The following is a 13207-nucleotide window of genomic DNA, read 5'->3' as shown; positions in this document are numbered from 1 at the left end:
CATATGCGGTCCGCCCGGCGCCTTTTGACCAACCGTCAGGCCGTTCGTCGCCCGAACGGCGCCCAGGCGTGTCCGGACAAGCGCGGCCCACGAGCCGCGCAACCGGCCAACACCCCCTAGCGCTTCAACTGGTGCCCGCCGAAGCCGCTGTTGCGGTCGGAGCCGCTGTTCTGTGCCTGCCACCACGCGTCGAACTCCGGCTGCCGCATGGCGCTCCAGTCCGGGGTGTTCTCGACCTGGGCGCTGCCCATCCTGCGGGCCAGCGCGACCAGTGAGGCACCGACGGCGCCCCGGTTGGTGTCGTACGCCTCCATGACCTCCTTCAAGCTCCCCCCGGCCACCGCGGCGGCCTCCAGGGCGGTGGCGTCCTGCAGCGCCTTCACGCTGCCGCCACCGATGTGCGGCCGGGCGACGCTGGCGGCGTCACCGACGAGCAGCATCCGCTCGGAGGTGTACTGCGGCACCTCCAGGTCGTAGATGGGCTGGATGAACGTGGTCTCGGCGGGCGTACGCAGCACCCGGGCCGCCCAGTAGGGCGGGAAGTTGTCCGCCACGAGGGCCCGGAGGTGGGCGGTGAGCTGTTCGTTGAGCCGGCCGGGCGGCAGCGAGGTCGGCGTCCTCAGGTCCGCGTGGAGCCCCTCGGACTCGGGCGGGGAGGTGTAGAGGACCCAGTTGAGCCGGTGGCCGCCGACGCCGTCCGGGATGCGGTAGATCATGCAGTGGCCGCCGGGGAAGACGATGTTGTGCGCGTCGTTGCCGTCGGACGGGAGGTCGGCGACGTCGGCGGAGGTGCCGCGCCAGCCGATGTAGCCGGCGTACGTCGCGCTGCGGCCGGGGAACATGGCGTCGCGCACGACGGAACGGTAGCCGTCGGCGCCGACCACGGCGTCGAAGCGCTCCCGCCGCCCGTCGGCGAGTTCGAGGGTCACGCCGTCGGAGTCGGGCTCCACGGCCTTGACGAGCGCGCCGGACCGGTAGTCGACCTCCTCGGGCACCCGGCGCCGCAACTCGCTCCACAGCGAACCCCAGTTGTAGGCGCGGAACGGGAACGGCTGCTCGCCGACGGCCCGTCCGTACTCCGCCTCACCGTCCTTCACACTCCACACCCGCCGGGTCAGCGGCGCCCACGGCATCTCGGCGGCCACGTATCCGGCGCTCTCCAGCTCCGCGTACCGGTCGCTGTGGAGGGCTATGCCGACTCCCCTGTCACGGAGTTCGGCGTCGGCCCGCTCGAAGACGGTGACCTTCTCGGCTCCGCCGCGGGACACGGCCAGGGCTGTGGCACACCCCGCGATGCTGCCGCCGACGACGGCGACGCTGCCTCCACGCATACCTGGCTCTCCACTCAGTCGATTCAGTCGATGTCTACGGTGCTGCCGGTGGTGACACTGAGGTGGAATCCTATTCGAGTGGCATAGGCCCGCGATTGTCGGCGGGGCACGCAATTGCGATGCTGGCAGGGTGCCAGGACAACGGAAGCGCAAGAGGAGTCAGGAGCGGCAACGGGGACCCTCCGCAGCCGAGTTGGGCCCCGGCCGCTGGACGGTCGTCTTCGAGACCACGGACGAGGCGGCATGGCGCACCGAGATCCGCCGCCGCACGGCGGACCACGAGGTCCGCGACCCGTCCCGATTCCGCCTCGACCAGTTCTGCGGCCGAACGCTGCTGCCGAGCACGTACCGGCTGAGTGTCTTCGTACCGGACGACGGGGCGCGATGAACACGGTGAACACGGCGACGGCGGCGACGACGGGCGAGGGCGTGTCCGCCCGGCGGTGGCCGGACCGGTCCGTCCGGTGGTTGAGGGCACCCCTCAACCACCGGACGGTGCGCCGCGCTACACGCCCTTCTCCCGCAGCTGCGCGTCCGCCCAGTCCGCGTGGTCCGAGTCGATGCCGTCGCCACCGTCCGTGACGCGCAGCGTCAGTTGTCGCACCCCGCTGACGTCCACGTCGAACGCGTACGGCGCGTCCGTCGGGCCCAGGACGCCGCTGCGGGCCAGGACCTGGCCGTCGCCGAGCACCTCGAAGGTCACCGAGCCCTTGTCCGGCTTCTCCTCGTCGATGCCGGTCCGGGCCGCGAAGCGGTCGTAGGCGCCGTTCAGGTCGACGGTCACCTCGGACTGCGCGTGCACCCCGAGGCCCTTGTCGTACGTCGTGTCGCCGAGGCGCAGCGGGCCGCCGTCGGCCGGGGCACTCTCGCCGTTGGAGAGGTCACGTTCGACCGGGCCCCAGCCGTTCTTCTCGGCGGTGAACGGCAACGAGCTGACGTACACGGTGCCTTCGCGCGCCACGAAGACGCGCACCGTGCGCTCGACCGTCAGCGGCGGCGCGGCCGGTGCGGCGTCCGGGTCCCGGTAGGTCAGCGTGACGGGGATCTCCGTCGCCCCGTAGACCGGGTCGGCGGGGACGGTGAGCCGCCAGGACGCCGTCAGTTCGGCGCCGTCGGCCAGTTCGTCCGCCGTCGCGCCGGCGCCGTTGACCGCCCAGCCCTCGGGTGTGCGGGCGCTCAGTGTGACGTCCTCGGCGGGGCCCGCCTCGTCCAGCACGAAGCCCGCCGCGACGTCGACCGTCGTGCCCGGCCGGGCGTCGGCCTTCGCGGGGGTGACGGACAGCGTCCCGACCGGTACGGCGTCCACCGGCAGGTCGCAGCTGTCGCGGCCCGGCACGGCGCGGCAGATCTGTGCGGCGAAGCCGCCGTCCGCCAACACGGGCACCGTGATCGCGTCTTGACGGGTCATCAGCCGGCTCTCCCGGACCAGACCGGCCGCGCCGTCCCGTACGACGTCGACCCGCCACGAGCCGGATCCCAGGAACGTCAGCGGCACCCGCTCCGTACCGCCGTCACCCGCCCTGACCGAGCCGACGAACCACCGGTCGCCGTTCCTGCGCGCGAAGGTCGCCCCCTCACCGGGCGTCCCGGCGACCAGCCGGCTCTCGTCCCAGACGGTCGGGACCTGTTCGAGGAAGCGGGCGACCTCGGGCCGGGAGCGGTACGCCTCGACGCTGCCCGCGTAGTTCTGGAACCCGGACTCGTACACGACGGAGAGCGCCAGCTCGGCGGCCTCGGTGTTGTTGCGCTGCCCGAACTGGAAGCCCATGGGGGTGAAGTCCATGGAGCCGACCACGTTGCGGGTGTAGGGCAGCGTCGCCATGTCGTCGGCCTGGACGTCGCCCTGCTCGGCGCCGTGCACGCCTTCCATCGACATGACGTGCGGCCAGGTGCGCTGGATGCCGTGCGGGAGCGTCGAGCCGTGGAAGTTGACCATCAGCTCGCGGTCGGCGGTCTCCTGGAGGATCTCGTCGTACCACCCCATGCGTTCGCGCGAGTCGGAGTCCATGAAGTCGATCTTCAGCCCGGCGGCGCCCCACTTCTTGACCTTGTCGAGCTGGGCCGTGCGCTCGGCGGCGGTGTCGAGATCGGTCCAGTGCATCCACAACAGGACGCCCACGCCGCGCCGTTCGGCGTACTCCATCAGCTGCGGCATCCAGTCGGTGGTGTTCCACCCGTCGTCGACCAGGGAGTACTCCCAGCCGTGGGCCGCCGCGTAGTCCACGAAGCGCTGCTGCGTCTCCAGGCTCCGCTGCGCCGCCCCGAATCCGGCGAGCCAGGACCAGGCGACGGTGCCGGGGCGGATCCAGGAGGTGTCCGCGACGCGGGAGGGCGGAGCCAGGTCGTCCACGAGCGTGGACTCGGTGACCGTCGCGAGATCGCCCGCGATCACGGTCCGCCAGGGCGTCGCGAGCGGCCCGGTGGAGGGCACGGGCACCGAGGGGTCGGCCAGCGCCACGTCGTAGCGCCCGCTGCCCGCCGTGTGCGTGAGGCGGCTCGCGGGGTAGCGGCCGTCGACGTCGGCCTCGGTGAGCAGTACGTGGTCGTCGCCCACCTGGAAGAGCGCGGGGTAGGCGTACTGCCCGCTCGGCGCGCCGGCGGCGGTCGAACCGTCGTACGGCTGCTCGTAGTTGACCGAGTAGTCGCTCAGCCGGGCGGGCGCGTCGCCCGGCAGTACGAAGCCGGACGCCTCGCGCAGCACGGCGCCACCGCCGTTGCCCGCCGGAAGCACGTAGCGGTAGGCGACTCCGTCGGCCGCCGCGCGCACGACCAGGTCGACCCGCGCCCCGCCCGCCCCTTCCAGGGTGAAGCGCGACTCGGCCATGTCGACGGTGCGACGCCGCTCCTTGCCGACGACGGTGGTGTACCGCTCAGCGATACGGCGGTCGGCGCGCCCCACCAGGCGCAGCCCGCGCGTCAGGTCGGCGTCCTCGGTGACGACGCCGACGGGCGAGGGCTCGACGAGGACGCGGTTCCCGTCGCGTACGGCGAGGGTGACGGAGCCGGCGGCGGGGTCGAGCCGTACGTCGGCGGTGGGCCCGCCACGGGACACGGTCCAGGCGGCACCGCCGGGCCGGGGCTTGCTCGTGCCGTCCTGGGCGGCTGCCGGGGCCCCGAGACAGAGCACCCCCGCGAGCGCGGTCGCACAGGCGGAGCGCCATCGATTCGCCGCTCTTGGTCCGCTGTTCGTCATCGCTTGTCCCTCTCACTCGGAGTCGGGCTCAACGGGCAAACACGGGGCGCGAGTTGGTGACGACAGGGGTGAGCCTGAAGGGGCGCCCGCGCCCCGGATTGTCACCCAGAATCCACCGGATCCGCCAGGGTCTGTCCCACAGAATCCAACAGAATCCATAGCGCGCGTACGAGCGGGTCGGGTACGGGGTCCGGCTCACGAGCGTGCGCCGCTTGGGCCGGCTCCTGTCCGGCCCGCGGCAGGTGCCGGCGGCCGCGGCCGCCTGTCGGCTACCGGGCTTTCGTATGGGCGCGGAGCTGTTCGTCCAGCCGCGCGAGTTCGGCCACCGTCGCGGGCGAGGCGTCGCTGAGTCCGCTGTGTACGGCCGTCGGGCTTCGCAGGAAGCGCCGCAGCGTGGCCACGAGCAGTCCTTCCGGCAGGGTCCGCAGCGCGGCGAACCCGCGAGGGACCGGCGGCGTCGGCATGGCGGCCAGGTTCTGCCGCATCAGGCGGAGCATGCCGCGGACGGCGTCCGGATCGTCGGCCAGCGCCACCGGGCCGCCCGCCGTGTGCACCGCCTGCCCGAGCGGGACCTCGAACGCGGCGTGCGTCTTGAGCCAGGCATCGATCCTCGGCTCGGCCTTGGCGTTGATCCCGGTGGTCCGGAACGTCTCCACGATCCGTTCCAGTCGCGGGGTGGTCCGGCCGTCGGGTTCGCCGATCGGCGTCGCGACCCGGCGGGTCAGGAAGTTGGGCGCGCGGTAGCGGACCACGTCGCCGTCCATCGTGCCGCCGGCCGTGCCGAAGCCGAGCAGCACCCGCTCGTGGCCGATCACCGCGCCCAGCGGTTCCGGGCCGGCCGCCCAGTTGAGCAGGAACAGCACGTCGCCTTCGAGACCGGCGAGTGACTCCAGCACCGCGTCCACCTGATGGGTGCGGACGAAGACCGCGGTCAGGTCGTACCCGCCGGCCGGGTGCTCGACCACCGGCACCGGTACCCGTCTGACGGCCGGGGCGCCCTCCTCGGCGAGCCGCACGCCGTGCCGGCGCAGGGCGGCCAGGCGCTCGCCCCGGGCGAGGAGCGAGACGTCGTGCCCGGCCTCATGCAGGCGGGCGGCGAACAGACTGCCGAGGACCCCGGCGCCGTACACGAGCAGTTTCATGGCAACCCTTTTCATACGTTCATTTCAGTCAAACGTTCGTTTGAATCAAACGTCTGTAGTGTACGCACGCATGGCGCCACCCGACACCCGCACCCAGATCCTCGCCGCGGCCGAGCACCTCTTCGCCGAGCGCGGTTACCGCGGCACCTCGGTCCGCGCGATCACCGACCTCGCCGGAGCGAATCTGGCCGCCGTCGGGTACCACTTCGGCTCGAAGGCGGAGCTCCTGACCGCGGTCGCCCGTCGCGTGATCGAGCCCATCAACGCCGCGCAGTGCGCCGGGCTGGACCGACTGCTCGCCAGGACCCCGGACCCCGCGGTCACCGAACTGGTGGAGGCGTTCGCGGGGCCGCTGTTCGACGAGATGCCGGCCGGTGACGAGGGCGGTGCCCGGACATCCCGGCTGATCGTGACGATCCTCAGCGACCCGGCCGAGGAGGTACGGAGCTGGACCGGTCCGGCCGAGGACACGGTCCGTGAGCGCTACCTGGCAGCCTTCGGGCGCGCACTGCCCGGCCTTTCCCCGGAGGAGCTGCGGTTCCGGATGCGGGGGATCCTCGCCGTGACGGCGGTGGACCGCGTCGAGGTCTACCAGCAGCCCTCCCCGGCCTGCCAGTCCCCGGTGGCGGGCGAGGCGGCCCGGCACTGGGCGATCACGTTCCTGACGGCAGCGATGAGCGCACCACCGACGGGCACCTGACAACCCGGGACGGGCCTGGATGCTCCTCGACCCCCGCCTACGATGCGGGGCATGGGGACTTCCGCCGTACCGGACCACACGCCGGACCACACGCCGGGCCACTCACGGGGCGACCGCCTCGCGGCGTTCGGCAATCAACTGATCGATGTGCACATCTGGCTCCGCGAGGAGCTGGCCCGGCTTCAGGACGACGTGGACGGCTTTCTCGCGGGCAGTGGCGAGCGCCCGCGCGAACTGCGTTCGCACTGCCTCGCGTTCTGCTCCGCCCTGACCCGCCACCACACGGCGGAGGACGACAACGTCTTCCCGGCGCTGGCGCGGCAGTTCCCCGAACTGGCCCCCGTACTCGAACAGCTCGCGCGGGACCACCACATGGTGACCGCCGTCCTGGGCCGGCTCCAGGACCTGCTCGACGGCATCGGCCCCGCCCCGGACGCCGCCGAGGCCCGTCGGGTGCGAGGTGAACTGGACGGTCTTGTCGCGCTGGTGGAGTCGCACTTCACGTACGAGGAGAAGAAGCTCGTCGCCGCGCTGAACGCCCTGAACACACCGCTGTCCGACGACTTCACCCTGCGGGGCGCGCCCGGCCGCTAGAACGCGCCTGGCAGATGCCGCCGTCCGGCCCGCCCCGGCCGCCCCGTCAGGCGGAACGCTTCCGCGCCGGAGCCTTCTTCGCCGTCGTCTTCTTCGTCGCCGCTGTCGACTTCTTCGCGGCGGTCCTGCCCGTCGCCGTCTTCTTGGCCGCTGCCTTCTTGGCCGGCGTCTTCTTCTCCGCGGTCTTGGACGCCGTCCTCGACGTGGACTTCGCGGCGGACTTCGACGTCGTCTTCGACGTGGCCTTCTTCGCACCGGCCGCCTTCTTGCGGGTCGGCAGATGCGTCACCTCCGCGTGATCCCCGTCCCCGTCCCCGTCGTCCACCCCACCGCCGCCACCCTCGCCCCGCGACTCCTTCGCCGCCCGCACACTGCCCTCCAGCGCCGCCATCAGGTCCAGCACCTTGCCCCCGCCCCGCTCCCCCGCCCCCTCCGGCGCCCTCAGCTCGCCACCCCCCGCCTTGGAGGCGATCAGCTCCTCGACGGCCTCCCGGTAGTCGTCGTGCAGCGACTCCAGTTCGACCTCCCCGAGCGTGTCCATCAGGGCGTCGGCCAGGTCCAGTTCGGCGTCCCGGATGCTCACCTCGGTCTCCGGCGCCACCCCCTCCGGCTGACGGATCTCGTCCGGCCACAGCAGCCCGTGCAGCGCGATGACATCGCCGAGCACCCGCACCATGCCCAGCCGCTCGCGCCCGCGCAGCGCGAATTTGGCGATCGCCACCTTCTCGCTCCGCTTCAGCGCCTCACGCAGCAGCGTGTACGGCTTCGCGGCGGGCACCCCGTTCGCCGCGATGTAGTACGCCGAGCCCACCTGGAGCGGATCGATCGAGGACTCCGGCACGAACCCCACGATGTCGATCGTCTTCGCCGTCGGCAGCGGGAGCTGCGCCAGGTCGTCGTCGGTGATCGGGATCATCGACCCGTCCGCGTCCTCGTACGCCTTGCCGATCTCGGAGGACGTGACCTCCTCCTCGTCCAGCTCGCAGACCTTCCGGTAACGAATGCGGCCGCCGTCCGCCAAATGGATCTGCCGGAAGGAGATCGAGTGACTCTCGGTGGCGTTCACCAGCTTGATCGGGATGCTGACCAGACCGAAGGAGATTGCGCCGTTCCATATGGATCGCACGGTTAATCCCTTACATCGGAATTCGTGGGATTCTCATCGTATGACGCCAATCGCGGAGGTGGAGGGGCGGCGGATCGCGCTCAGCAATCTGGACAAGGTCCTCTACCCGGCCACCGGCACCACCAAGGGCGAGCTGCTGCACTACTGCGCGACCTCGGCCGGCGCCCTGCTCGCCCATCTGACCAACCGCCCCGTCTCCTTCCTCCGCTATCCGGACGGCCCCGACGGCCAGCGCTTCTTCACCAAGAATCCGCCGCCGGGCGCGCCCTCCTGGGTGCGTACGGCGGCGGTGCCGCGGTCGGCCGGCCAGATCGCCAAGCAGGTGCTGGTGGAGGACCTCGCGACGCTGATGTGGGCGGCGAACCTGGTGGTGGAGTTCCACACCCCGCAGTGGCAGGTCGACAACCCGGCCCGCGCCGACCGCATCGTCTTCGACCTGGACCCCGGCGAGCCCGCCACCGTGGTGGAGTGCTGCGCCGCCGCACTCTGGCTGCGCGAACGGCTGGCGGCGGACGGGCTGAGCGCGTACGCCAAGACCTCCGGCTCCAAGGGCCTGCATCTGCTCGTACCGCTGGAGCCCACGCCGTCGCCCGAGGTCTCCGCGTACGCCAAGTCGCTCGCCGTCGAGGCCGAGGCCGAGCTGCCGCGGCTGGTGGTCCACCGGATGACCCGCGCGCTGCGCCCCGGCAAGGTCTTCGTCGACCACAGCCAGAACTCGGCGGCGAAGACGACGGCGGCGCCCTACACGGTGCGCGCCCGTACGGAACCGACCGTCTCCACCCCGGTGTCCTGGGAAGAGGTCGGGAATTGCGCGGCGCCGGATGACCTGGTCTTCCGCGTCGGTGACATCGCGGGGCGGCTGGAGCGCCACGGGGATCTCCTCGGCCCGCTCATCAATCTCAACCGGGCGGGACGTCTGCCCTGACAGGTGACGTCAGCGGCAGGCACCATAGGGGTACGCCAATCATGAGCGTGACGGGGCGCCGTGAAGCGTCATGAGCAGAGAAGGAACCACGCATGATCATCTTCGGCACCAAGGGCTACATCTACCAGCTGGCGATACTGACGCTCGTGTGCGGCCAGTGCGGCAATCCGTCGGCGCACACGCTGCGCAAGCGCGTCTCCAAGTTCACTCTCTTCTTCGTGCCGCTGTTCCCGTACTCCACGAAGCACTACACGCAGTGCACGTTCTGCGGCGTGGAGCACCAGGTGCCCAACGAGCAGGCGGAGCAGTTGCTCGCGCAGAGCGCGACGCAGGCCCAGCAGGGCGGCGGCCAGCAGCACGGCGCCAACCCGTTCGCGCAGGGCGCGCAGGGCGGCCAGGGCGGTCAGCCGGGCGGCGGGAACCCGTTCAGCCAGGGCGGCCAGGGGCAGCAGCCGGGCCAGGGCGGCAACCCGTACCAGCGCTGACGGCGGGCGGGGCACACAGAGTTACGGTTGCGGACAGAATGTGACGAAACTAGGGTAAATCGGGCGAGGGTCGAGCAGTTCTCCGTCGGCTCCTCGCCCCCTTCCCGAACATCAGGAGTCACGCATGTCCCAGCGTTCCCTGCGCTCCTCCGCCCCGCGCCTCCGGGGTTCCTTCGGCCCGTACGCCGCCGCCCTCGCCGTCGCCGTGGCGGCCCTGACCGCGACGCCCGCGCTGGCGGCGGTGCCGACCCCGCCGCCCGTCAGCTGGAACGGCCACGTCGACACCCCCACCGAGGGCCCGGCGCCCGCCGACGCCACCGAGGCCGGCGGCACGGACGTCACCGAGTCCGCCGAAACCGCCGAGAACGAGGCAGGGGCCGCCTCCGCCCCCCGCGAGTACAAGGGCCGCGTCATCGCCAGGAGCGGGCTTCTGCTGCGCGACAAGCCCACCCGCAGCAGCCGGGTCATCGGCAGCGCCGCGTACGGCCAGATCGTGCACATCTTCTGCAAGACGCGGGGCGACAACGTGAACGGCAACAACCGCTGGTACCTCCTCACGGACGGCACCTGGGCCTGGGGCTCGGCCGCGTACATCGACAACATCGGCCAGGCGCCCCGCTGGTGCTGACGGCGCACCGATACTGACGCCGCGCGAAGCGTGACCGGACCCGACATGCCTCATGTCTTTACATAAGCGGACATAAGGCATGTCGGGTTGCTACGTTGCGCTCCATGACCGCAACGACGGCGGACTCTCCCCCGCCCGAACTACGCCTCCGCAAGCGGCGCGGGGTCGAGCTCTCGCTCCTCGTGTGCGCCGTCCTCATCTCCGTCTTCGGCTATGTCGCCGTCGGCCTCGCCCGCGACGACGCCGCCCCGCCCGACGCCCTGACGCACAGCGCGGGGCTGGGTCTGCTCGCCCTCGTCGCGCATCTCGCGGTCCGGTTCCGCGCCCCGTACGCGGACCCGCTGCTGCTCCCGATCGCGGTCCTGCTCAACGGCATCGGGCTCGTGCTGCTCCACCGTCTCGACCTGTCGACCCCCGGCGAGCGGGACGCGCCCGCGCAGCTCGTCTGGTCCACGCTCGGGGTCGCGCTGTTCATCGCCGTCGCGGTGCTCCTGCGCGACCACCGGGTGCTCCAGCGGTACGCGTATCTGTCGGTGGTCGCCGCGCTGCTGCTGATGACCGTGCCGATCTTCTTCCCCGCCGTCAACGGCGCCCGGATCTGGATCCGGATCGACGAACTCTCCTTCCAGCCGGGCGAGTTCGCGAAGATCCTGCTCGCCGTCTTCTTCGCCGCCTACCTCGCGGCGAACCACAGCGCGCTGGCGTACACCGGCCGCAGGATCTGGAAGCTCCAACTGCCCACCGGCCGGGTGCTGGGCCCCATCGTCGCGATCTGGCTGCTCAGCGTCCTCGTACTGGTCCTGGAGCGCGACCTCGGCACCTCGCTGCTCTTCTTCGGACTCTTCGTGATCCTGCTGTACGTGGCCACGGGCCGCACCGGCTGGATCGCCGTCGGGCTGCTGCTGGCCGGGGTCGGCGCGGTCGCCGTCGGCTGGCTCGAACCGCACGTGCACAGCCGGGTCCAGGACTGGCTCGACCCGTTCGCCTCCATCGCCGCCGGCGACGGCCCCGGCCAACTCGCCCAGTCGCTCTTCGCGTTCGCGGCGGGCGGCATGTTCGGTACGGGGCTGGGGCTCGGCCGGTCCGTGCTGATCGGCTTCGCCGCCAAGTCCGACTTCATCCTCGCCACGGCGGGCGAGGAGCTGGGGCTGATCGGGCTGACGGCGATCTTCCTGCTGTACGCGCTGCTCGTCGCCCGCGGCTACCGCACCGGGCTCGCTCTGCGCGACCCCTTCGGGCGGCTGCTCGCGGTCGGTCTGGCGTCGATCGTGGCGCTCCAGGTGTTCGTGATCGCGGGCGGCGTGACGGGGCTGATCCCGCTCACCGGTATGGCGATGCCGTTCCTGGCGCAGGGCGGTTCGTCGGTCGTGACGAACTGGGTCATCGTGGCGCTGCTCATCCGGCTCAGCGACTCGGCGCGCAGACCGCGCCCGGAGACGGTGGAGACGGGCGTGATCGCGCCGACGGTGGTGACGGTACGGCCGACGGGCCCCGGACCGTCCTCGTCGGAATCCGCGCCGGGCGGCGGCGAGCGATGATCAGCCATATCCGGCTCGCCGCCGCGTTCTGTCTGCTGCTCCTCGTCGCGCTGCTCGTCAACGCGGCCCGGATCCAGGTCATCCAGGCCGACTCCCTCGACAACAACCCCGCCAACCGCCGTAAGACCATCGACCGTTACGAGCAGCCGCGCGGCCAGATCCTCGTCGACGGCCGGACCGTCACCGGCTCCAAGGACACCGGTCAGCAACTGCGCTACGAACGCACCTACACCCAGGGCCCGTTGTACGCGCCGGTGACCGGCTACGCCTCCCAGACGTACGGCACAAGCCTGCTGGAGAACGCCGAGGACGGCATCCTCGCCGGCACCGACCCGATGCTCGCCCCTCTGCCGTTCTGGAACGACCTCGCCCGCGCCCAGGAGCCCGGCGGCAAGGTCGTCACCACCGTCAGGTCGGCACTGCAGCGCGCCGCCTACACCGGACTCGACGGCAGGCGCGGCGCGGTCGCCGCGATCGAGCCGACGTCCGGCCGGATCCTCGCGCTGGTCAGCAGCCCGTCGTACGACCCGGGGAAGCTGTCGGGCACGGGCGCGCCGGTGGCCGAGGCGTGGCGGCGGTACAACGGCGCCTACGCGCAGCCGATGCTCAACCGGGCCATCCGGCAGACGTATCCGCCCGGCTCGGCCTTCAAGATCGTGACGGCGGCCGCCGCGCTGGACGCCGGGGTGGTCGACGACGTCGACGAGCCGACGGACATCCCGGAGCCGTACGTCCTGCCGGGCACGCGCACCACGCTGCCGAACGACGCGCGGGGCTGTGACAAGGAGTCGCTGGCGTACGCCATCAAGTGGTCCTGCAACTCGGTGATGGCCGGTCTCGGGGTGCGGGTCGGGCTCGACTCGATGGTGGAGACGGTCGGTAAATTCGGCTTCAACGACCGGCGGTTGAGGATTCCGTCGGGTGTCGCGGTGTCCAACTTCGACCGGGAGATGAGCGACGACCAACTGGCGCTCTCCTCGATCGGCCAGTTCGACACGACGGCGACGCCGCTCCAGATGGCGATGGTCGCGGCGGCCGTCGCGAACGGCGGGGATCTCAAGTACCCGTATCTGGTGGAGCGGACGCTCGACGCCGACGGTGATGTCGTCTCCCGTACGGGCGAGCACTCGTACCAACAGGCGATGACGCCGTCGACGGCGTACCGGCTGCGGCAGTTGATGGTGGAGGTCGTGGAGACCGGGACGGGAATGAGCGCCGGGATCGACGGGGCGACGGTCGGCGGGAAGACGGGGACGGCGCAGCACGGGGTGGGCAACTCCGGTACGCCGTACGCCTGGTTCATCTCGTGGGCGCAGGCGGAGGGCACGGGGCGGCCGGCGGTTGCGGTGGCCGTGGTGGTGGAGGACGCGGAGGCGGTGCGGGACGACATCAGCGGCGGCGGGGACGCGGCGCCGATCGCACGGGCGGTGATGGAGGCGGCGCTGCGGGACTAAAGCGTGTTGCAGAAGGCTGTGTCTGGGCAGGCCGGGGCAGGGTTCACGACTGGTCTGGTCATGCGGCGAGGGCGAGGTTGTGCATGTGGGC

The 13207-nt window shown here is 71.5% G+C and carries 12 protein-coding genes; 8 read left to right on the top strand and 4 right to left on the bottom strand.

Features of this window, described 5'->3' with window-relative positions:
• Window positions 1–116: 116 nt before the first annotated feature.
• Window positions 117–1331, bottom strand: coding sequence for an FAD-dependent monooxygenase (locus ACFUN8_RS34130; protein ID WP_383646417.1), 1215 nt, complete (start codon window positions 1329–1331; stop codon window positions 117–119).
• Window positions 1332–1461: 130 nt separating this feature from the next.
• Between ACFUN8_RS34130 and ACFUN8_RS34125 the strand changes: the two genes are divergently transcribed.
• Window positions 1462–1719, top strand: coding sequence for a hypothetical protein (locus ACFUN8_RS34125; protein ID WP_383646414.1), 258 nt, complete (start codon window positions 1462–1464; stop codon window positions 1717–1719).
• 117 nt (window positions 1720–1836) lie between these two features.
• Here the strand turns inward: ACFUN8_RS34125 and ACFUN8_RS34120 are convergent, their stop codons facing one another.
• Window positions 1837–4524: a glycoside hydrolase family 97 catalytic domain-containing protein gene (locus ACFUN8_RS34120; protein ID WP_383646411.1), complete on the bottom strand. Its 2688-nt coding sequence runs from the start codon at window positions 4522–4524 to the stop codon at window positions 1837–1839.
• Between the two features lie 269 nt (window positions 4525–4793).
• Window positions 4794–5666, bottom strand: a complete 873-nt coding sequence (locus ACFUN8_RS34115) for a ketopantoate reductase family protein (RefSeq protein WP_383646408.1) — start codon at window positions 5664–5666, stop codon at window positions 4794–4796.
• A 70-nt stretch (window positions 5667–5736) separates the two neighbouring features.
• Here ACFUN8_RS34115 and ACFUN8_RS34110 point away from each other — a divergent pair, with 70 nt between their 5' ends.
• Both ACFUN8_RS34110 and ACFUN8_RS34105 read left to right on the top strand, forming a co-directional pair.
• On the top strand, window positions 5737–6366 hold the full coding sequence (locus tag ACFUN8_RS34110) for a TetR/AcrR family transcriptional regulator (RefSeq protein WP_383646405.1): 630 nt from the start codon (window positions 5737–5739) through the stop codon (window positions 6364–6366).
• A gap of 51 nt (window positions 6367–6417) precedes the next feature.
• Entirely contained in the window at window positions 6418–6960 is a 543-nt protein-coding gene (locus ACFUN8_RS34105) for a hemerythrin domain-containing protein (protein ID WP_383646402.1), read from the top strand.
• 46 nt (window positions 6961–7006) lie between these two features.
• On the opposite strand, the gene ACFUN8_RS34100 is transcribed toward ACFUN8_RS34105, so the two are convergent.
• Window positions 7007–8086 carry a Ku protein gene (locus ACFUN8_RS34100; protein ID WP_383646399.1) on the bottom strand — a complete coding sequence of 360 codons (1080 nt, stop codon included), beginning with the start codon at window positions 8084–8086 and terminating at the stop codon, window positions 7007–7009.
• Between the two features lie 40 nt (window positions 8087–8126).
• On the opposite strand from ACFUN8_RS34100, the gene ligD reads away from it, so the two are divergent.
• The 5 genes from ligD to ACFUN8_RS34075 all read left to right on the top strand — a co-directional run bounded on the left by ligD (window position 8127) and on the right by ACFUN8_RS34075 (window position 13116).
• Window positions 8127–9011, top strand: coding sequence for a non-homologous end-joining DNA ligase (gene ligD, locus ACFUN8_RS34095; RefSeq protein ID WP_383646396.1), 885 nt, complete (start codon window positions 8127–8129; stop codon window positions 9009–9011).
• Window positions 9012–9103: 92 nt separating this feature from the next.
• Window positions 9104–9496, top strand: coding sequence for a zinc-ribbon domain-containing protein (locus ACFUN8_RS34090; protein ID WP_383646393.1), 393 nt, complete (start codon window positions 9104–9106; stop codon window positions 9494–9496).
• 124 nt (window positions 9497–9620) lie between these two features.
• Window positions 9621–10124 (top strand): SH3 domain-containing protein, encoded by a 504-nt coding sequence (locus ACFUN8_RS34085; RefSeq protein WP_383646389.1) that lies wholly within the window; start codon window positions 9621–9623, stop codon window positions 10122–10124.
• A gap of 104 nt (window positions 10125–10228) precedes the next feature.
• Window positions 10229–11662: an FtsW/RodA/SpoVE family cell cycle protein gene (locus tag ACFUN8_RS34080; RefSeq protein ID WP_383646387.1), complete on the top strand. Its 1434-nt coding sequence runs from the start codon at window positions 10229–10231 to the stop codon at window positions 11660–11662.
• Window positions 11659–13116 (top strand): penicillin-binding transpeptidase domain-containing protein, encoded by a 1458-nt coding sequence (locus ACFUN8_RS34075; RefSeq protein WP_383646384.1) that lies wholly within the window; start codon window positions 11659–11661, stop codon window positions 13114–13116. Before ACFUN8_RS34080 ends, ACFUN8_RS34075 begins: the two co-directional genes overlap by 4 nt.
• Window positions 13117–13207 lie beyond the last annotated feature (91 nt).

This window comes from Streptomyces sp. NPDC057307 (assembly GCF_042667665.1).
Classification (GTDB): domain Bacteria; phylum Actinomycetota; class Actinomycetes; order Streptomycetales; family Streptomycetaceae; genus Streptomyces.
This window is presented reverse-complemented; position numbering and strand designations above follow the sequence as displayed.

Coding starts and splice junctions, on each gene's coding strand:
- ACFUN8_RS34130 (WP_383646417.1), bottom strand. CDS start 1,331: ATGCGTGGAGGCAGCGTCGCCGTCGTCGGCGGCAGCATCGCGGGGTGT.
- ACFUN8_RS34120 (WP_383646411.1), bottom strand. CDS start 4,524: ATGACGAACAGCGGACCAAGAGCGGCGAATCGATGGCGCTCCGCCTGT.
- ACFUN8_RS34115 (WP_383646408.1), bottom strand. CDS start 5,666: ATGAAACTGCTCGTGTACGGCGCCGGGGTCCTCGGCAGTCTGTTCGCC.
- ACFUN8_RS34110 (WP_383646405.1), top strand. CDS start 5,737: ATGGCGCCACCCGACACCCGCACCCAGATCCTCGCCGCGGCCGAGCAC.
- ACFUN8_RS34105 (WP_383646402.1), top strand. CDS start 6,418: ATGGGGACTTCCGCCGTACCGGACCACACGCCGGACCACACGCCGGGC.
- ligD (WP_383646396.1), top strand. CDS start 8,127: ATGACGCCAATCGCGGAGGTGGAGGGGCGGCGGATCGCGCTCAGCAAT.
- ACFUN8_RS34090 (WP_383646393.1), top strand. CDS start 9,104: ATGATCATCTTCGGCACCAAGGGCTACATCTACCAGCTGGCGATACTG.
- ACFUN8_RS34085 (WP_383646389.1), top strand. CDS start 9,621: ATGTCCCAGCGTTCCCTGCGCTCCTCCGCCCCGCGCCTCCGGGGTTCC.
- ACFUN8_RS34080 (WP_383646387.1), top strand. CDS start 10,229: ATGACCGCAACGACGGCGGACTCTCCCCCGCCCGAACTACGCCTCCGC.
- ACFUN8_RS34075 (WP_383646384.1), top strand. CDS start 11,659: ATGATCAGCCATATCCGGCTCGCCGCCGCGTTCTGTCTGCTGCTCCTC.